We start from the raw sequence: 19870 nt of genomic DNA, 5'->3' as shown, positions 1-19870 counted from the left end.
GATCCAAATTCTAAACTTTTCAAAATGTTTTTACCATTAAGATTGGTTTAAGTGTTAAGAATATTAAGAAGCTTCGCTTTTAGTTTATGCATATAAATCCATTTGATTTCTTAATAAAACTTCATTTCTTCCTATTCTTAATGGTTCCAATTGCCAATTCATAATCATTTAAATCGTTAAATTAGAAGAGAATAAAAAATACGGCCCCTGAATTAGAGACCGCATTAAAAACAATATAATTAAATTTACTACTTCCAACCGCCACCAAGAGCTCGGTAAAGATCTACAATGCTGCTCAGTCTCTGTCTTTTTACAGACGCAAGATTCAGTTCAGCCTGCAGAGAATTTCCCTGAGCTGTTATCACTTCTAAATAATTGGCCATACCGCCTTTGTAAAGCATTTCGGCACTTTTTATTCCGTTTTTCAAGGTTGTTACCTGTTCTGTTGCTTTCTGTTCCTGAACTTTTAAACTTTCATTAGAGACCAAGGCATCGGAAACTTCACCCACTGCATTTAAAACTGACTGACGGAAAGCCAGTACATTTTTCTCTCTTTGGATTTTAGCTACATTAAGATCAGTTTTCAACTGTCTTTTCTGGAAAATTGGCTGGGTAATTCCTCCCAATACAGACCCGAACAATGAAGCTGGAATCTGAAACCAGTTGTCAATTTTGAATGAATTTACCCCTCCGTTGGCTGTAATTTTCAACGCAGGATACATATTCGCCTGAGCAATTCCCACCATTGAATTGGATTCCAACAGAACCAGTTCTTGCTGACGGACATCCGGACGACGGCTCACCATTGCTGCCGGAAGGCCTGCTGAAATATCCTGTGGTAAAGAAGTATCCGACATTTCAATCGTTCTGCTGATCTTTGTTGGATTTTCGCCCACAAGAATGCTTAAAGCATTTTCCTGGATTGCAATAGTTTGTTCCAATTGTGTGATCAGAAGTTCTGTAGATTGTTTCTGAGCAGTTGCCTGCTGAACACCTAAAGAAGTTGTATCACCACTTTGCCACATTTTTTCAGTGATAGAAAGGGTATTGGTACTTAATTCCAGGTTTGATTTTGCAATCTGAATCTGTTTATCAAGCATCAATAGATTGTAATATCCCTGGGCAATAGCTGCTACAACCTGTGTCTGCACTGCTTTTGTTGCCTCGTAAGTTTGCAGATACTGCATTCTTGAAACTTCCTGCTGATTTTTGATCTTGCCCCAGATGTCTGCTTCCCATGAAAGGTTGAAGGCAGCATTATAATCTTCAACATGATTCTGACCTAAAAATGAATTTAAACTTTTCCCGTTCATGCTGTTTTCTGAAGGTTTTGAAATTTGCGCTGAAACGGCGAAACCTACATCAGGATATTGAAGATATTTTGCTTGCTTCAGTTTCTCCTGTGATGAAGCTACCTGTTTCAAAGCAATCTGAAGATCATAGTTATTTTTAATTCCTTTTTCAATCAGTCCCTGTAAAATAGGATCGCTGAAAAACTGTTTCCATTCCAGATTGGCGATGCTTGCTGTATCAGCAGTAGCGGTGTACTGGAATTTTTCCGGAAGCTGGAGGTCTGGCTCCGTGTATGCCAGTTTAGACACGCATGAAGCCGCAGCCATAGCCAATATAAATGTTAGAAAAATATTCTTTATTCTTTTCATAGTTTTTAAATAAACTTTTAATTGAATACAAAACTTTGAGATGTCGGTTGCAAAGATGTCTTTAGTAGGAGAGTACTTTGCTTTATTTTAACCACAGATTATACGGATTTTCACAGATGTATTATTTATGCATAAAACCTCTGATTCTTTAAACTTATGGGCTTCTATTTTCGAAGGTTAAACTTCAAATAATTTAAGTGTTTAAAAATTTTTGTGACTTTTGTGATTAAAAGTGTTTCTCAAAGTTTTGTAAATCATTTTATTTATTAATGAGCAGTTGCCAAAAGTTCTTCCTGCTGTTTTTTTAGTGCTCTTCTCTTTTTTCTGCTTGGCATTTTTTCATGCAGATACTGGAAGATAACATACATTACCGGAATAATGAAAATTCCGAATACCACTCCTGTAAACATTCCTCCTACGGTACTGATCCCGATGGAATGGTTACCTTTTGCAGCAGCTCCCTGAGTCCAAACCAACGGAAGCATACCGATGATGAAGGCAAATGAGGTCATCAGAATTGGTCTCAGACGTAATCTTGAAGCCTGAAGTGCAGATTCAATCAATGTTCTTCCTGCCTTTCTTCGCTGAACTGCAAACTCTACAATCAGGATTGCATTCTTCGCCAGCAATCCGACCAGCATGATCAATCCTACCTGTACATAAATATTATTATCAATTCCAGCTAATCCCGTGAAAGCAAATACCCCGAAAATCCCTGTAGGAACTGTAAGAATAACAGCAAACGGAAGAATGTAGCTTTCATACTGAGCTGCGAGTAAGAAATAGACAAACAGTATACTTAAAAGAAAGACAAATGCTGTCTGACCGCCTGTTTTGATTTCCTCACGGGTAATTCCTGTCCACTCATATCCGAAACCTCTCGGCAGTGACTTCTGAGCTACTTCTTCTACTGCTTTAATGGCATCTCCGGTACTGTAGCCTGGTTTTGGCGTTCCGTTAATCGTTACTGCATTGAAAAGGTTGTTTCTGGTTACCGTTTCAGGTCCGAAAGTTCTTTTTAAAGTAACCAAAGTCTTTACAGGAACCATTTCGCCAGATTTATTTTTAACATAAATTCCTTCCAGAGAATTGGCATCCGTACGGTAAGGAATATCTGCCTGAGCCATTACTCTGTAATATTTTCCGAATCTGTTGAAATCTGAAACAAAGCTACTTCCGTAATAGATCTGCATGGTCTGCATCAATTCTGTGACAGAAACACCAAGTTGATTGGCCTTATCAGAATCTACATCAATAGTGTATTGTGGATTTCCCGCTGCATAAGTTGTAAAGGCAAATGCAATTTCCGGACGTTTCATCAGTTCTCCGATGAAGGCCTGGGTGGTTGTTCCTAATTGCTCAAAAGAACCGTTGGTTTTATCCTGAAGCATAAATTCAAAACCAGAAACGTTACCAAAACCTTGAACAGTAGGGAAGTTGAAGAAGAATGCATTCGCATCTTTCACCTGTGCAACCTTTCCCGTCAATGTTGCTGCAATCTGATCCGGATCTTTCATATCACCACGGTCTTTATAATCTTTAAGCTTAATAAAACCTGCAGAATAAGGAGAGGCATTGGCATTACTGATAAAGTTCATCCCATCCGCTACCCAAAGGTGATTCATTGCCTTTTCAGAATTTACAATCTTATCAATCTGCTCAGTAGCTTTGTTGGTTCTGTCCAGTGAACTTCCCGGAGGCGTATTGACTGCGTATAAAACAAATCCCTGGTCTTCCGTTGGGATAAATCCGGTAGGAGCTTTATTGATTAAGAATACACTTGATGCAATAATAAGCGCAAGACCTCCAACTGCAACCCATTTGTTTTTGATTAAAAACTTAAGGCTGTAGATGTATTTTTTGGTCATATTATTGAAGGCTACATTGAATGCATTGAAAAACTTTGCTCCAAAACCTTTTTTGTGACCGTGATCCCCATGTTCTCCCTGAGGATCATTCAGGAATAAAGCACATAAAGCCGGGCTCAATGTTAATGCGTTTACTGCTGAAATCATGATGGCAATTACCAATGTGAAGGCAAATTGTCTGTAGAAAACTCCCGCGGGTCCCTGCATGAAACCAACCGGAATAAACACGGCACACATTACCAATGTAATTGAGATAATCGCTCCGGAAATTTCACTCATAGAGTTGGTGGTAGCCTGCTCTACGGGCATTCCTGTTTGTTCCATTTTGGAATGTACGGCTTCTACCACGACAATGGCATCATCCACAACAATACCGATGGCGAGTACTAATGCAAACAACGTCAGCATATTGATACTGAATCCAAACAGCTGCAGGAAGAAGAAGGTACCGATAATGGCAACCGGAACAGCAATCGCTGGAATTAAGGTAGATCTAAAATCCTGAAGGAAGATATACACCACAATAAATACCAGGATAAATGCAATCACCAAAGTTTCAACTACCTGATGAATAGAAGCATCAAGGAAGTCTTTGGAGTTGTACATGATGATCGGCTTCACTCCTTTTGGAAGGGTAGTGGAGAACTGATCTACCTGTTTTTCAATTTCAGTCAGAATTTCGTTTGCATTGGAACCTGCTGTTTGTAAAATAGCGAAACCTGCTACCGGCTTACCGTCTACTCTGTTGGCTGCTGTATACGTATAGGAACCGAATTCTACTCTTGCTATATCTTTTAATCTTAAAAATGAACCGTCATTATTGGCTTTAATCGCAATGTTTTCGTAGTCTTCGTTCTTGTTTAATTTACCTTTATACTTTAGAATATATTCGTAAGTTTCTTTACTTCCCTGTCCTAAACGTCCAGGTGCAGCTTCAAGGTTATGATCTTTGATGGCGGCCATCACTTCCTGTGGAGAAAGATTATTAGCTGCTAACCTGTCGGGTTTTAACCATATTCTCATGGAATAATCCCTTGTTCCGAAAACCTGAGCCTGTGCAACTCCCGGAATACGCTGTATCTGCGGAATTACGTTGATTTTAAGGTAGTTTTGAAGGAATAATTCATCATATTGTTTTGGATCATCACTTGACAGTCCCATGAACATAATCATACTGTTTTGTACTTTCTGCGTCGAGATTCCGGCCTGAACTACTTCTTGAGGAAGCTGGCTCATGGCTTTAGATACACGGTTCTGAACGTTTACTGCAGCATTATCCGGGTCAGAGCCTTGTTTGAAAAATACGCTCAGGGTCATTGATCCGTCGTTACTTGAGTTGGAGGTCATGTAGGTCATGTTCTCAACACCGTTTACCGCTTCTTCAATAGGAACAGCAACGGAACGGGCGACAACTTCTGCATTCGCTCCAGGGTAAAACGCTGTTACCTGAACACTAGGTGGTGCGATGTCTGGAAACAGCGTGATCGGTAAATTGAAAACCGAAAGTGCTCCCAGCAATAGCAGTATAATGGAGATGACCGTTGAAAGTACCGGTCTTTCTATAAATTGTTTTAACATAAGAAGTTTATTTTTTTAAGTCTTCTGTATTCGGAGTAGATTACAAAGGTTTAGCTCTCAATAAGCTGTCAGATGAAATCGCTTTCGGCTTGATGGATGCACCATCCTTTAAAGCGCCAATTCCCGTGTACACGATTTTTTCTCCCGGAGAAATTCCTTCAGAAATAAAGTAGTAGTTTTCGGTTTTTCCTGAAATCTTGATTGGTTTGCTGGTTACTTTGTTGTCTTTTCCTAAGATATATACATAGGTTTTGTCCTGAATTTCAAAAGTAGATTCCTGTGGAATGACTACTGCATTGGAAAGCATCTGAGGCAGGCGTACTCTTCCCGTATTTCCGGTTCTAAGCGTTCCCTGTGCATTTGGAAAAACCGCACGTACACTAATGGCACCTGTAGTTTTATCAAACTGTCCGTCCACAATGCTCATTTTTCCTTTTTCAGGATAAGTACTGTTGTCTGCGATAATCAGGTCTACCATTGGCATATTCTTCAGTTTTTCGTCTAGGCTTGCACCTGGATATTTATTTTGAAATGCAATGAAATCAAGCTCGCTTAAAGAGAAGTATGCATAAATTTCGCTGATATCAGATAGTAGTGTCAAAGGATTGGGATCTGTTCTTGAGATCAGGCTTCCTTTTTTGTAAGGAATTCTTCCGATGTATCCGCTTACCGGTGCTGTGATCGTTGTAAATCCTACATTGATCCTTGCATTTCCTACTGAAGCTCTGGCTTGTGATGAGGCGGCAACTGCGGCTGCATAATTGGCTTTGGCTGTTTTAAGCTGTACATCAGAAACCACTTTGGCTGCTACTAAGGGCTGAAGTCTGTCAACTTCCACTTTAGCTTTTTCAATATTGGCATTGGCAACCTGAAGATTGGCCTGCGCCATGTTCACCTGCTCACCATATGCTCTTGAATCTATTTTAAATAATGGCTGTCCGGCTCTTACGTATGCGCCTTCTTCCACATAGATCCTATCGAGGTAACCATCTACCTGAGATCTGATCTCTACGTTATTTTTCCCTTCCAATGCGGTTGGAAATTCCTGATATGTGGTGGCTGGAGAAGAAAATCACGGTGTAAACCGGCAGTTCCGGGGCAGGTGGTGCTGCGTTGGAACCTTCTGCTGCTTTGGTGCAGTTCTGTAGAAGGATAATACTTGATATAAGTACGATAAACCTTATTTTTCCAGGTATTTTCATTGTTGGTTTAATTTTTTTAATGAAGTGTTAGATTTAAGTAATAGTGTTCTTTTAACAAATTCCGTTATTTTTCCTAACGGTGTTAATAATTAGTTCAAAAAAAATTTCAGAATTTTTAATAGGTGCGTCAGATCGTCATTTTCATAATAGCTGTCCGTTTTTTAATGTTGATATGTATATAGAATGAGGTGTATTAATTGTGTGTTAATTTATCTAACAGTGTTAAGCTTAATAGTAAAAGCATCCTGCAATTGTAATATAGTTTTAATAGTTATTTTTTAGTTTTTACTGAATTTACATCGAAAATCAGATGGTATTTTTCCTAACGGTGTTAATTATTAGTTTAAAAAAAATTTACAAAGACTTAACGAAAGCTGAAACTGTTTCGTCCAAAGTCGTTTTGTTCATCGTAGAAGGAATATCTGTGTTTCGCATCATCATAATAGAGATCAAACCATGCACCGCTGAAAATAAGGCGTGAGACATATGACACGCATTGTCCGGATTAGATCCGTTTTTTTTAATAATGTTGTAGGTACATTCATAGATCAGGTCCTGGAATGACGAAAATTCTTCTTTCATCTGGCCCTTACCACTACACTGCATTCCCAAACCGAACATCAGCTGGTAGTATTCTTTATTTTTAAACGCAAAATCCCAGTAAGCATCTACTATAGCAATAAGCTGCTCTTCCGGAGTTTCAAATTTTTGCTGAGCTTTTAGTAATTCTATGTGAAGACAATGAAAACCGTTGATTGAAATTTCGTATAAAATAGCTTCCTTGTTTTCAAAATAATCATAGACTACAGGAGCACTGTACTCAATGGCATCTGCAATCTTCCGCATCGAAAGTGATGCCCAGCCCTCTGTTTTAGCCAAACCGAAAGCCGCCTGCAAAATATTTGCACGGATGGATTCTTTCTCTCTTTGACGACGTTCATGTAGGCCCATGATATTTATTTACTAACAGTGTTAGCAAAACTACAAACTTTTATATATATCAACCAAATAATATTTGATAATTAACATTTAACGCAAGTTTATAAATTCCTGAATTGGCTTATATTAAAAGAAACTTTATCTTTGTCCACAAAGAAAATAAAGATTATGAATACTCCATCCAATATGCTGGCTCTAGGAACTAAAGCTCCTTTTTTTGAGCTTCCGAACCCTTCCAAAACTAATGAGATCCAATCTCTGGACGACCTGAAAGGTGAGAAAGGAACACTGGTGATCTTTATGTGCAACCATTGCCCATTCGTTCTGCATGTAATCGACAAGATCAATGAATTATACGAAGACTACAATGAGAAAGGAATTGAATTCATAGCGATCAATGCCAATAACGTAGAAAAATATCCGGCCGATGCTCCGGATAAAATGATAGAATTCCAAATCGAAAGAAATTTTGATTTCCCGTATCTGTATGACGAAAGCCAGGCAATAGCTAAAGCTTATGATGCAGCCTGTACACCAGATTTTTATTTCTTTGATGATAAATTGGATCTTATCTACAGAGGACAAATGGATGATTCAAGACCGGGAAACAATAAAGATGTAACCGGAGAAGATCTGATCATTGCTTTTGAAAACCTTCTTTTGGGTGAACCACAGGAAGACATCCAGAAACCAAGTATGGGTTGTAATATCAAATGGAAATAATACGATGAACGGTTGAATATTTTTAACCGTCATATATATATAAGCTGTTCTTTTTTAAGAGCAGCTTTTTTTATCCTTGGCAGGTTCAAAACCTTAGCAAGGATAATTTTTAAAAGCTAGCCTTTAATGTAACCTCTTTTTCAACTTTTAGATCCACATTCACTTTATTATGCGAGAAATTCTTTATGAACTCAGAAGGTGTTTTTTCCGTATATTTTTTAAACATCCGGTTAAAATAAGTTACATTATTAAACCCGCAACTGTAGCTGCATTCTGAAATACTCATATCCTGAGCCATCAGCAAACAAGCTTTATTGATGCGGTACCGATTTACAAATTCTGTAAAGGTAATCTGGGTTGCTTTTTTGAAAAAGTTACAGAAAGCTGGCAGCGTAAGATTGGCAAGTTTTGCTACCTCTTCAATATTGATTTCCTTATCGTAGTTATGTTCTACATACGTAAAGATGTTTTCCAGCCTCATTTTATTTTTCGATATAATGGTATAAGGCATAATTTCTTTGTTCAGAAGATCATAATCTTTACATTGTGAGAGTTCAAACAAAATCTCCAGAAGCAGCAGATATCTTTTGTACCCTTCCGATTCCAGCATTAATTTAAGTTTGGGAAGCATTATTTTTTTGATCTTATGATGAAAATGAATGCCGTATTTAGAAAGTTCCAACAGATTTTTGATCGATCTGGCTTCAACTTCCTGTTCCGGAAACTGAAGAATTTCCTCGCTGAACTGAAGTACAATTTCTTCATGCGGATCTGTTGAGTGCAAACCAAACCCTGAATGCGGAATATTAGAACCAATCAATACCAGGTCACCGTTCGTATAGTTGCTTTTATGATAGCCAACGTGACGGGTTCCATTCCCTGAAATAACGCAGACCAGCTCGATTTCAGGGTGGTAATGATATTCCCATTTGAATTCTGAGATCGGCGAATTGTTGTGCAGAGTACGGAAGGAACTCTTTTCATCCGGAATTATTCTTTCAAAACTGACTTTCATCTAAATTAATCGTATTTATCCAATAAAAATACTAATTATATTAATATAGTTCAAATATTGATTTATTGTGTTAAATTAATGTTAAGCGAAATGCTTCTATCTTAGCCGACAAGAAATGATCTCCATGAAAAATTTCAACATTAAAGCTGTATTGTTTTTAAATTATTTCGTTTTCGCAATTCTTCTGAATTCTGTGGGAACCGTTATTTTGCAGGTACAGCAAAACTTCGGAATCTCGAAATCTTCAGCAAGTGTGCTGGAAGGTTTTAAAGATCTGCCGATTGCCATATGTTCTTTTATTCTGGCATCATTTTTACCCAAAATAGGAATCAAGAATTCAATGCTGATTGCTCTTTTTCTGGTAAGCTGTATGTGTTTTGTAATGCCTTTTGCCAATGATTTCTGGTTTTTCAAATTATTGTTTACTATTGTAGGAGTTTCATTTGCCCTTATAAAGATTTCCGTTTTTACCTCAATTGGTCTGGTAACCAGTACAGATAAGGAACATTCGAGTTTCATGGGCTTTCTGGAAGGGTTTTTTATGATTGGTGTATTGGCCGGAAACGTACTTTTCAGTCTGTTTATTGATGATCACAATCCGAAATCTACCCAATGGCTCAATGTATACTGGGTCTTGGGAGCTGTTTCTGCATTATCATTTTTATTCTTATTCTTTTCAAAATTAAATGAAAAGGAAGCCAGAAGCGAGAAAACTGATTTGCTGGGAGATTTAAAAAACAGCATCAGTTTATTCAGTTACAAAAAAGTATTGTTTTTCCTTTTATGCGCCTTCCTGTTTGTCTTAGTAGAACAGAGTTTCCAGACTTGGACGCCTACTTTTTATAAAGAAATTTTAAAGCTTCCCACTTCTATGAGCATTCAGGCCGGAGCAGTTTTGGCCGGAGCTTTTGCACTGGGAAGGTTCTTATCAGGCTATTTTTCAAAGAAATTCAGCTGGATCTATGTGGTTTCTTTCTGTGTGATTGGTTTTGCATTAAGTATTGTCCTAGTTCTGCCTTTAACGCACAATATCCAGATCGATGCAGGAACAGGTTGGTTTAATGCTCCACTTGTTGTGTATTTGTTTCCACTAATGGGAGGTTTGCTGGCACCGATTTATCCAAGCATCAATTCTGTGATTCTGGCATCCATTCCAAAATATTTGCACAGTGCAATGTCCGGGCTTATCGTGGTTTTTTCTGCGATCGGAGGAACAATAGGTTCCATGATTACCGGCTTTGTTTTTCAGGAATTCAGTGGACAACAGGCATTTTATCTTTCACTGATCCCGCTTTCACTACTGATCATTTCAGCTATTTTCATGAATAAATTAAAAATAAATCCTAAGAAATCATAATGAATAAACAGCTTTACATCAATGAAATTCAGGCTCTTTTTGATGAGGTACAGAGAGCGCAGATCTTTGGAGACCAAAAGATGATGACCGATGCCGTTCCCTTGTTTCCTGTTTCGGAAATCAATGCAGAATATGAAAAAGAGAAAAGGAATGAAGGATTTGATCTGAAAAATTTTGTAATGGCCAATTTTGATTTTCTGGGAGCAAAAATTTTAATACAAAGAGAAGATCATCTGCCGATTGAGCAGCATATTGAAAAACTTTGGGATGAACTGACCCGTACGGCGTATGAAGAAAAAGGAACATTATTAAAGCTTCCGAAGCCGTATGTTGTCCCGGGAGGCCGTTTCAATGAATTTTTCTATTGGGACAGCTATTTTATTATGCTTGGACTTCAGGTTTCCGGAAGAACAGAAATGATGGAAAACATTATAGAGAACTGTTCTTATCTGATTCAAAATGTTGGATTTGTTCCCAATGCAAGCAGAACACACTTTCTTAGCCGTTCCCAGCCACCCTATTTTTCGCTGATGCTGGATCTGCTTTTTGAAACCACGGATGATGAAAATATTTACATTCAATATCATGATACTTTAGAGAAAGAATATACTTTCTGGATGAATGGAGAAGAAGGGCTGGGGAATGATTCAAATGTGAAAAGAGTTGCAAAAACTAAAGACGGAGATATTCTGAACCGTTATTATGATACTGAAAATACACCGCGCCCTGAAAGCTACCTGATCGATATTGAAGACAGCGAAAATGGGGATGATGAATTTTACAGAAATATAAGAAGTGCCTGTGAATCCGGCTGGGATTTTTCCAGCAGATGGTTTGCAGACGGAGAACATATACAGACGATAGAAACTCTGAGCCTTGCGGAAGTGGATCTGAACAGCCTTTTATGGCATTTGGAAAAAACACTTGCAAAATCTTCAGCGCTTCAGGAACTGACAGAGAAAGAGAATTATTTTACTCAAAGAGCAGCAAGACGCAGACAGATAATCAACACTTACTTTTGGGATGAAAACACTGAATGTTATAAAGATTATCACTTAAAAAAACACAAAAACACACCGTCTGAACATATTGCTGCTCTTTACCCTTTATTCCTCGGATTGGCAGATAAAGAACAGGCAGAATCCGTTGCTAAACATATTGCAGAAAAGTTTCTTTATCAAGGGGGACTTGTTACTACCACAAAAAATAGCGGGCAGCAGTGGGATCTTCCGAATGCATGGGCTCCTTATCAGTGGTTGGGTTTTAAAGCAATGAAGAATTATGGATATGATGAACTGGCTGAGGAAATAAAAAATAACTGGTGCAAAAATGTAGAAAGAGTATATAAGAACACCGGAAAATTAATGGAAAAATACAATGCGGTAGACACTGAAACAATTGCGGGAGGCGGAGAATATCCGAATCAGGACGGATTCGGGTGGACAAATGGGGTCTATCTCAAATTAAAACAAAACTAACTATATAAAAATCATGCTATGAAAAAAAGATCGATATTTTTAATGGCTGCCACCGCAACGCTTTACTTTAACAATGCGTATGCGCAGGAAACTCCACAGGATACTATCAAAACATCCTCAATAGACCAGATTGTTATTACCGGGAACTCCGGCCCGAAAAAGAAAATAGAATCAAGTACGGCTATTTCCACGTTTACGGCCAAAGAGATCCAGAAACAAAACCCGATCAGTGCGGCTGCACTTTTGCAGAGAGTTCCGGGATTTGCTGTGGAAACTTCAGGAGGTGAAGTGGGAAATAACCTTTTCGCAAGAGGTATTCCTTCTGCGGGAGCGTATGAATTCGTACAGGTTCAGGAAGACGGACTTCCGGTTTTTGAAGACGGAGCGCTTCAGTTTGCCAATGCAGATAATTTTTTCCGTGTAGATAATTCGGTAAGCCGTCTGGAAGCTCTGAGAGGAGGTTCAGGTTCCATTTATGCCAATAATTCCCCGGGAGGTCTTATCAACTTTATTACAAAAGAAGGAAGCAACGATTTTAAAGGAACTGCCAAACTGGAAACCAGCACCTATGGCTTGATGCGTACCGATATTAATGTAGGTGGTGCCCTGGTTCAGGATAAGCTTTTCTTTAACGTTGGCGGATTCTACAGAACTGATGATGGAATCAGAAAGACTGGTTTTAAAGCCAATAATGGCGGACAGATCAGAATGAATCTGAAATATGTTTTTGATAAAGGCTATGCTAAAGTGTATTATAAAAAACTGGATGACAGGAATACATTCTATCTTCCGATCCCTTTACTTCAGGACGGAAATGACCTGAAAGAATTCCCCGGTTTTGATGCAAACTACGGAACCTACAGCTACCGGGCGATCAGCCAGCTGAATATTCCACAGGCTGGCGGAGGATTTTTTAAAAGAAACCTTGAAAACGGAATTCATCCTAAGGTAGATGTAGTAGGTGCAGAATTTAAATATGATCTTGGCCATAATTTCACAGTTCTGAATAAGACAAGATACACCAATATCAATATGGAGTATACGGGAATGTTCCCGGCCGGAGCTCCAGTGGCTGCTAATAAGTTTGCCCATGACAATTATGATAAGTATCAGGACACAGATAATAATCCTGCAACGCCCCCGGTACTTGTTCATGCTATAGCACCTCAATATTCATTAGTAAGCAACGGCGCTATTGTAAATCCGGGTGACGTACAAAAATTAGGGTTCTGGGCCATTGATAAAGAGATGAATAATTTTGTGAATGACTTTCAGTTGAATTATAAATTTGATAAAGGAAGTGTGACCGCAGGTTTTTATAAATCAAACTGGAAATCCCATCAGAACTGGAACTGGAGTAATATTTTAACAACAGCGACAGACAGACCGCAACTTTTAAATTTGGTTGATACCTCTCTTAATCCTTCAGATACAGGATACTCTAAAACATATAATGGTGTTACCAATATGTCCTTCCTGATCAGGGATTCACAGATCCAGGGAAGCCTGAATGACGTTTATTTAAATGTTGATTATAATGTAACAGATGCTTTAAGCCTGAATGGAGGAATGCGTTACAGCCGTGATTTCTATAAAGGATATGGAGTCAATACAACAACGGCCAACCTTGATAATTCAGGTTTGACGACTGATGGTACACACAGTTTTGCTACCACGACTGCAGATGATAATATGGCGGTGCTGGGTAATAAATATAACTATTGGTATTATGATATCAACAAAGTGTCTTATACATTGGCAGCGAATTATAAGATCAATAGAGAAAATGCGGTATATGCACGTTTCTCTCACGGGTTCAGATCTCCAAATGAAGAAGCCTACTATAATAATATGTCAGACCTGAGCGCAATCAAAGCGGTGGATACCAATCAGCTCGAAGTGGGTTACAAATATTATTCCCGTACTTTCGATATCGGAATTATTCCTTTTTATTCTACACTTAAAAACCTTTCATTCACCGATGTATTTTCAGACGGAACCTCAGAAAATAAATTTGCTAATACTACCAATTTCGGGGTAGAGATTGAAGGATATACAAGATTGTTCAACAATGTTCTGGAAGTGACCTTTAACGGAACGATCCAGAATCCGAAATACAAAGATTTTACCGGAAAAAATGCGGACGGAACTCCTTTTGATTATGATGGAAATACAGTAAGAAGAATGCCTAAATTCTACTTTAATATTTCTCCGGCAGTGAACATTACAAAAGAATGGAGGGCTTATGTAAGCATGAATTATTATGGAAAACGTTTCCAGAACGAAGGAAATACAGATGATAATATTTTGCCTTCATTCTCTGAAGTAGGGGCGGGAATGTCTTACCAGTTAGGAAAAATACGTTTTGCAGTAGATGGAACCAACATCTTCAATACCATAGGAATTACAGAAGGAGATCCAAGATCCCAGACTACAGCAGGAACGAATATCAGAATGGCTAGACCTATCATGGGAGCAGCCGCAAGAGCTTCTATCACCCTAGACTTTTAAACTTATATTTTCTTCATAAAAAAACCGTCAGGATCTTTTCTGACGGTTTTGATTTTTTGTGTGGGGAGATGTCAGATACTAGAATCAGACTGAGATTAGAAAATGTCAATGGTGAATTTTGCTTTGCAAGTGAAAAGTTAATTTAATAACTCATAAAGTTTCGGGATGTGGATTTCGTGATTTGAGGCGCAGGGTTTTCAGGTTTCGAACTAGCAACCTGCAGCTCTCCAACTCGAAAAATCCGCACCACGTATCCCGTATCTCGAAACTACTTGAAAAACGGATTATACTGCTTCTCAAAACCAATAGACGTTGGATTACCATGACCTGAGAAAACCTGTGTTTCGTCATCAAGAATAAATAATTTGTTGGTAATACCGCTGATGAGCTGCTCGTGATTTCCTTTGTAAAGATCGGTTCTTCCGATGCTTCCTTCAAAAAGCACATCTCCTGAAATCATAAATTTCTGATCTTCATTATGGTAAACTACACTTCCCGGAGAGTGTCCCGGAACGTGATAGATTTTAAATTTTTCTCCACCCAGGTCAAGTTCTTCACCTTCATTCACGTAGACTGTTTCTACTTTTACCGGATCAACAGAAAACCCAAATCTCATTCCGCTTGCCTGAAGCATATCCAGAACCTCCTGATCGTCCTGATGCATATAGACAGGAATTTTAAAAGTGTCAAAAGCCCACTGAAGACCAAGTACGTGGTCAATATGAGCGTGCGTTAAAAGAATCTTTTCAATCTTTAAGTCGTTTTCAGAAATAAAGCTTTCGATCGCTTTGGTTTCCTGCTCATTCATATTTCCCGGATCAATCAGCCAGGCGTTTTTATTTTCGTTGTAAAGAATATAAGTGTTTTCACTGGCAAAATTGAATACGAAGCCTTGAATCTGAAGCATAACTGATATTTTTTATTTCAAAAATACGATATTATTAAGAAAATCCCGATTTTTCGTTATCTTCGTCATAATGAAAACTTTGCGCATACTTTTACTCTCTTTGGGCGGATTGGTCTTTGGACAGAATATCCAGAGCATCCAGCTTTTTAATCCACAGACAAACGATGAAACACCTGTCATCAAATTCGGTGAGCAGCTGGTTTTAAGCTTCGATGACCTTACCAATGCCAGCGAGATTTACAGATATACAATAAAGCATTACGACAGAAACTGGAATGACGATAATCTGTTTTTTACAGAAATCGCCAACGGAAGTTTAAACGGGCTTTTGGATCAGTTCCAATATTCTTTTAATACCATTCAGGCTTATACCCACTATAAGCTCACTTTTCCGAATGATAAAATACAGCCGAAGATCTCAGGAAATTTTGAACTGATCGTTTATAAGGATTCTGCTGATAAGCCCCTTTTCAAAAGACGTTTTTATCTGGTGGAAGATGCCGCAACTGTAGCTTTAAATATTTCAAGGATCGCAGATGCCAAAAACCCGAATGTCAACCAAAGAGTAGAGGTGAAAGCTACTTCAAAAGCAGGGGATCTATCTTCCAATGTAAATTCAATGACGTTGAATGTGATGCAAAACAATAATCCTAACGTTGTTGTCAATAACCTGAAACCGAGTGCTACTTTAGGTAATCAGCTGCTTTTTCAACAGATGAATTTAACGTTTCCCGGAAATAATGAATTCTATTATTTCGATAACAAGAATATGAATATGGCTGCTGATATGGTAAGAGCCACAGAATTAAAAGATGGAGTCAACCAAACCTACCTGCACCCGGTATGGGCTTTTCCTTTAAATTATCAATACCAGCCTGATGTAAACGGAGCGTGGTATTACAGAAGAAATGACTTAGGACTGGAAAGGAATGCGGAAAGAGAAGCGGATTATTCATGGGTATATTTTTCTCTGGATTCTGACCCTGTAGATAAGGAGCTCTATGTGCTGGGAGGTTTTAATAATTTTAAACCGAGCAAAGAAAACCAGATGCAGTATGATACCGCCAATAAAAAATATGTAGCCAAAATATTTCTGAAACAAGGTTTCTACAACTATGTTCTCGCTACAAAAGAAAGTGATGGATCACTGAACTTTGGAGAAGTGAATGGTAACTTCTGGCAGACGGAAAACCTTTATCAGGCATTTTTATATTATGCACCTTTCGGACGTAATTATGATGGCCTGATGGGATATGGTGAGTTCCGAACTCCTATTGGGAAATAAAAATGATAGATGTCAGTTTCTATATGACCGCGAATATAAAATAGTCCTGAAAAATGGACTGATATTATTTGATCTCCTTAAAGATTGCAGTAATAAATAAGCTCTGTTCATCTTCAAAAATATAATGAATGTGAACGGGAAAGTTTTGCATGCTCATTTGTTGAGGTTCTGTTTCCGGATTTTCAGAATTTTCTATAATTTGTTGGATTGATTCTTTAAGATCTTCCAGAAAATAAGCTCCTTTATGTTCTTTTTCTGCATTGAAAACTCTCATAAGAAGTCTTATATCATTCTTTGCAATAGAGGACAAAAATACTTTCATCAGGCAAAATTCTTTTCAAGCTCAGAAATATTTTCATAAAAATCAAGTTTAGTCTTCGGATTCTCGCTGTGAAACTGAATTCTGTATAAAACTTCATCCGTCTGAAACTGAGGAACAGGAAATTTATTCTGCATTTCTAACTTTTCTACCATTCTTGCCAAAGTTTGAAGCAATTCAGGAGTGAAACTTTCAATCTTGTGTTTTAAAATTTCGGCAGTTGCATTCATCATTTTTTAATTTTTAAGATTAATGATGTTATTTTTATGGGGTAAAGTTAATAAAAATATTTAAAATTTGTATTTTTATTTGAAAATAATAGGGGTGTTATTTTAATTATTGCATATTTTTTATTTACAGTTAAATAAATTGGGGGGGTAATGTGAATAACTGAAGAATTAAAAAATACAGTGTCAACCAGATTTATTTCCACTCAATGGCATTTCTTTAAATTATACCGGTCTATAGCTATATTCTCACTATAAATGAATTAATCATTAAATTTTGTGAAAAGTGAACGGTATTTCTGACAACTGAAAAACTGTATCAGGCACTTTTTGAATGTAATTATGATAGTTTTGATGGGGGTAAAGCGAGTTCAGAACCTCTATTAGGAGATCAATTAATATAAACCAGCAGCTTTTCTTCATAAAAATTTAACAAAATTGCAGTTATCAGCTGCAAAATACTCAATAAGAAAACTGTTTCATAAGAGATAGTTTTTTTAAAAAACTTGATGAATAAAGAAAAGAATGATTTTTAAGGGACTATCATGTTATGCTTTGCATATTGAAAAAAATATTTCATAAAATATTGAATTATGTAAAAATTATTAGTCTATAGTTTTTGTAGAATTTAAAATATTTTCAATTATTTGTAATGTTTTTAAAAATATTTTAAATTTAAAACATTTGTTCTATTTATTTTTTGAATTTTATTCATTGGTTTCGTTGTTTTATTGTCAAAAAAATATAAATTCGTTTCACATTAAACAAAAATCTTTATGAAAACGAAATTTATTTTCGCAGTAAGCATTGCTGCCTCCGCCTTTGTTTTTGGGCAAGAAAATCCATCAAAATTAATTTCCGGTAAAAACGGACTTCATGCAGAACTTATCAGATTCGATAAAAATGGTCCTGATTTTCAGGGAAAACCTGTTTTATTTGATGAAACCTCTAAGAGAGTTTCGCAAGGGCAGGGTTTAAGATTAGGTTCAGAAAAAGATGCGCTTGGTTTTGAAACTCACAGATTCCAGCAGACCATCAACGGTATTCCTGTAGAATACGGGATGATGGCTGTACAGACCAAAGGAGGAAAAGTTGTAGGTGAAACCGGGAAATGGATTCTTAAAGAACCTGCAGCTGCGGAAAAGAAAGCGGGTATTTCTGAAAGTAATGCATTGCAGATTGCTCTGGCTTTTGTAGGGGCAGACTCTTATAAATGGCAGAACAAAGAAGAAGAAGAATTTATTAAAAACGAATCTAAAAATGCCAATGCAACATTTACTCCAAAGGGTGAATTGGTATACTATTCAGAGCCTTCCGACGAAAAGATAGCTGATCTGAAGCTTGCTTACAAATTTGATATTTATGCGGAAAAGCCATTAAGCAGACAATATGTTTTTGTAGATGCTAAAAACGGGGAAGTTTTGGGAACCAATGCATTAATTCACGAAACCAATGCTCCTGGAACCGCTACAACGGTTTATAGTGGAAACAGGTCTATTGTTGCTGATGCATACAACGGAAGTTACAGATTAAGAGAAGCAGGAAGAAATGGCGGAACAGCTGTAGAAACATACAATCTGAAAAAAGGAACCAACTATTCTTCTGCAGTGGACTTTACAGATACTGATAACAATTGGAACAATGTAAATACCAATAAAGATCAGTATGCTACTGATGCCCACTGGGGAGCTGAAATGACTCTGGATTATTATTATGCCAAGTTTGGAAGAAAAAGTATAGACAATAATAATTTTGCTATAAAATCTTACGTACATTATTCAACCAATTATTTTAATGCTTTTTGGGATGGTTCCAGAATGACTTATGGAGATGGAAGTTCAACAAATGGGAACAAGCCGCTAACGGCATTAGATGTCTGCGGTCATGAGATTACCCACGGCATGACTTCAAAAACAGCCAATCTTGCTTATCAAAGAGAATCAGGAGCGTTAAATGAAGGCTTTTCTGATGTTTTTGGGAACAGTATAGAGCTTTGGGCCAGACCAACACAGGCAAGCTGGAAACTGGGTGAAGACTTCAGTTATGTGATCAGAGATATGGCCAATCCTAACGCTTATCAACAGCCTGATACTTATAAAGGAACTTATTGGAAAGATGCAAGCAGTACTTGTACTCCTCAAGGAAACCCTAATCTGCCGGGATATAATGACAGCTGCTGGGTGCATACCAATTCAGGAGTTCTGAATTTCTGGTACTATTTACTGGTAACCGGAGGATCTGGAACTAATGATAAAGGATTTGCTTATAATGTTACAGGAATAGGATTAGATAAGGCAGCCGCAATTGCTTACAGAACGCTAACAACCTATCTTATTTCTTCATCTACATATGCTAATGCTAGAACTTATTCACTTCAGGCAGCAGCAGATTTATATGGAGCCGGAAGTAATGAAGTAACTCAGGTTACCAATGCATGGAATGCAGTAGGTGTAGGAGGAGGAACTTCTGCGGCAGGAAAAATAGCAGCGCCGGGTACTTCCCTTTACACAATCAGTCCAAATCCCGCAACTGACAAATTTACTGTTGAGTTTGAAGGAAAAGAAGGAAACGGAATTGTTGAATTAGTAAGTCTTACAGGGAAAAAAGAAATTTCTGAAAAGATCAAAGTTACTACTGGTACAAATAAAGTAAACATTCAGCTTCCGTCTAATATTCTTTCCGGAGTATATATCGTAACGGTTAACGGACAGAAAGCAGGAAACCTTATCAAAAAATAAGCTTTAATATATTTTCAAAAAAAGGGGTCACAAAGTAAATTTTGTGACCCTTTTGTTTTTAT

The 19870-nt window shown here is 37.6% G+C and carries 13 protein-coding genes and 1 pseudogene; 6 read left to right on the top strand and 8 right to left on the bottom strand.

The features are described from left to right. Positions 1–248: 248 nt before the first annotated feature. The 4 genes and pseudogenes from QF044_RS14485 to QF044_RS14465 all read right to left on the bottom strand — a co-directional run bounded on the left by QF044_RS14485 (position 249) and on the right by QF044_RS14465 (position 7260). Complete coding sequence (locus QF044_RS14485; protein WP_307268655.1) at positions 249–1661, bottom strand: efflux transporter outer membrane subunit; 1413 nt, start codon at positions 1659–1661, stop codon at positions 249–251. Positions 1662–1927: 266 nt separating this feature from the next. After that, the gene (locus tag QF044_RS14480) at positions 1928–5107 is read right to left on the bottom strand and encodes an efflux RND transporter permease subunit (RefSeq protein WP_307268652.1); all 3180 of its coding nucleotides are present in this window, start codon (positions 5105–5107) and stop codon (positions 1928–1930) included. Between the two features lie 40 nt (positions 5108–5147). Beyond that, a pseudogene (locus tag QF044_RS14475) lies at positions 5148–6309 on the bottom strand (efflux RND transporter periplasmic adaptor subunit). Positions 6310–6663: 354 nt separating this feature from the next. Beyond that, a complete protein-coding gene (locus QF044_RS14465; RefSeq protein ID WP_307268645.1) occupies positions 6664–7260 on the bottom strand; it encodes a TetR/AcrR family transcriptional regulator in 597 nt (198 codons plus the stop codon). 153 nt (positions 7261–7413) lie between these two features. Between QF044_RS14465 and QF044_RS14460 the strand changes: the two genes are divergently transcribed. After that, entirely contained in the window at positions 7414–7971 is a 558-nt protein-coding gene (locus QF044_RS14460) for a thioredoxin family protein (RefSeq protein ID WP_307272040.1), read from the top strand. Between the two features lie 109 nt (positions 7972–8080). Here QF044_RS14460 and QF044_RS14455 read toward each other — a convergent pair whose 3' ends face one another. Then, positions 8081–8986, bottom strand: coding sequence for an AraC family transcriptional regulator (locus QF044_RS14455; protein ID WP_307268643.1), 906 nt, complete (start codon positions 8984–8986; stop codon positions 8081–8083). 124 nt (positions 8987–9110) lie between these two features. Here QF044_RS14455 and QF044_RS14450 point away from each other — a divergent pair, with 124 nt between their 5' ends. From QF044_RS14450 to QF044_RS14440, 3 genes are read left to right on the top strand one after another with little or no spacing between them, the layout of a single operon-like run. Continuing rightward, positions 9111–10343 (top strand): sugar MFS transporter, encoded by a 1233-nt coding sequence (locus tag QF044_RS14450; RefSeq protein ID WP_307268642.1) that lies wholly within the window; start codon positions 9111–9113, stop codon positions 10341–10343. Then, positions 10343–11821 carry a trehalase family glycosidase gene (locus QF044_RS14445; protein WP_307268639.1) on the top strand — a complete coding sequence of 493 codons (1479 nt, stop codon included), beginning with the start codon at positions 10343–10345 and terminating at the stop codon, positions 11819–11821. The genes QF044_RS14450 and QF044_RS14445 overlap by 1 nt, the downstream gene beginning before the upstream one ends. Positions 11822–11839: 18 nt before the next feature. Further along, positions 11840–14332, top strand: coding sequence for a TonB-dependent receptor (locus QF044_RS14440; protein WP_307268636.1), 2493 nt, complete (start codon positions 11840–11842; stop codon positions 14330–14332). A 268-nt stretch (positions 14333–14600) separates the two neighbouring features. On the opposite strand, the gene QF044_RS14435 is transcribed toward QF044_RS14440, so the two are convergent. After that, entirely contained in the window at positions 14601–15239 is a 639-nt protein-coding gene (locus QF044_RS14435; protein WP_307268634.1) for an MBL fold metallo-hydrolase, read from the bottom strand. A gap of 70 nt (positions 15240–15309) precedes the next feature. On the opposite strand from QF044_RS14435, the gene QF044_RS14430 reads away from it, so the two are divergent. After that, positions 15310–16524, top strand: coding sequence for a type IX secretion system plug protein domain-containing protein (locus QF044_RS14430; protein ID WP_307268632.1), 1215 nt, complete (start codon positions 15310–15312; stop codon positions 16522–16524). Between the two features lie 64 nt (positions 16525–16588). Here the strand turns inward: QF044_RS14430 and QF044_RS14425 are convergent, their stop codons facing one another. Further along, complete coding sequence (locus tag QF044_RS14425; RefSeq protein WP_307268630.1) at positions 16589–16846, bottom strand: hypothetical protein; 258 nt, start codon at positions 16844–16846, stop codon at positions 16589–16591. Next, positions 16846–17076, bottom strand: a complete 231-nt coding sequence (locus QF044_RS14420) for a hypothetical protein (RefSeq protein ID WP_307268628.1) — start codon at positions 17074–17076, stop codon at positions 16846–16848. The genes QF044_RS14425 and QF044_RS14420 overlap by 1 nt, the downstream gene beginning before the upstream one ends. Positions 17077–17846: 770 nt before the next feature. On the opposite strand from QF044_RS14420, the gene QF044_RS14415 reads away from it, so the two are divergent. After that, positions 17847–19808 carry a M4 family metallopeptidase gene (locus QF044_RS14415; protein WP_307268624.1) on the top strand — a complete coding sequence of 654 codons (1962 nt, stop codon included), beginning with the start codon at positions 17847–17849 and terminating at the stop codon, positions 19806–19808. Positions 19809–19870 lie beyond the last annotated feature (62 nt).

Origin of the sequence: Chryseobacterium sp. W4I1 (assembly GCF_030816115.1) — a bacterium.
Lineage (GTDB): Bacteria > Bacteroidota > Bacteroidia > Flavobacteriales > Weeksellaceae > Chryseobacterium.
The sequence above is the reverse complement of the archived record's forward strand: the minus strand, read 5'-3'. Positions and strand labels throughout refer to the sequence as shown.

Excerpts from the sequence above, each read along its gene's own strand:
- QF044_RS14440 (WP_307268636.1), top strand. The coding sequence starts at position 11,840 with ATGAAAAAAAGATCGATATTTTTAATGGCTGCCACCGCAACGCTTTAC.
- QF044_RS14435 (WP_307268634.1), bottom strand. The coding sequence starts at position 15,239 with ATGCTTCAGATTCAAGGCTTCGTATTCAATTTTGCCAGTGAAAACACT.
- QF044_RS14450 (WP_307268642.1), top strand. The coding sequence starts at position 9,111 with ATGAAAAATTTCAACATTAAAGCTGTATTGTTTTTAAATTATTTCGTT.
- QF044_RS14420 (WP_307268628.1), bottom strand. The coding sequence starts at position 17,076 with ATGATGAATGCAACTGCCGAAATTTTAAAACACAAGATTGAAAGTTTC.
- QF044_RS14430 (WP_307268632.1), top strand. The coding sequence starts at position 15,310 with ATGAAAACTTTGCGCATACTTTTACTCTCTTTGGGCGGATTGGTCTTT.
- QF044_RS14485 (WP_307268655.1), bottom strand. The coding sequence starts at position 1,661 with ATGAAAAGAATAAAGAATATTTTTCTAACATTTATATTGGCTATGGCT.
- QF044_RS14425 (WP_307268630.1), bottom strand. The coding sequence starts at position 16,846 with ATGAAAGTATTTTTGTCCTCTATTGCAAAGAATGATATAAGACTTCTT.
- QF044_RS14465 (WP_307268645.1), bottom strand. The coding sequence starts at position 7,260 with ATGGGCCTACATGAACGTCGTCAAAGAGAGAAAGAATCCATCCGTGCA.
- QF044_RS14415 (WP_307268624.1), top strand. The coding sequence starts at position 17,847 with ATGAAAACGAAATTTATTTTCGCAGTAAGCATTGCTGCCTCCGCCTTT.
- QF044_RS14480 (WP_307268652.1), bottom strand. The coding sequence starts at position 5,107 with ATGTTAAAACAATTTATAGAAAGACCGGTACTTTCAACGGTCATCTCC.
- QF044_RS14445 (WP_307268639.1), top strand. The coding sequence starts at position 10,343 with ATGAATAAACAGCTTTACATCAATGAAATTCAGGCTCTTTTTGATGAG.
- QF044_RS14455 (WP_307268643.1), bottom strand. The coding sequence starts at position 8,986 with ATGAAAGTCAGTTTTGAAAGAATAATTCCGGATGAAAAGAGTTCCTTC.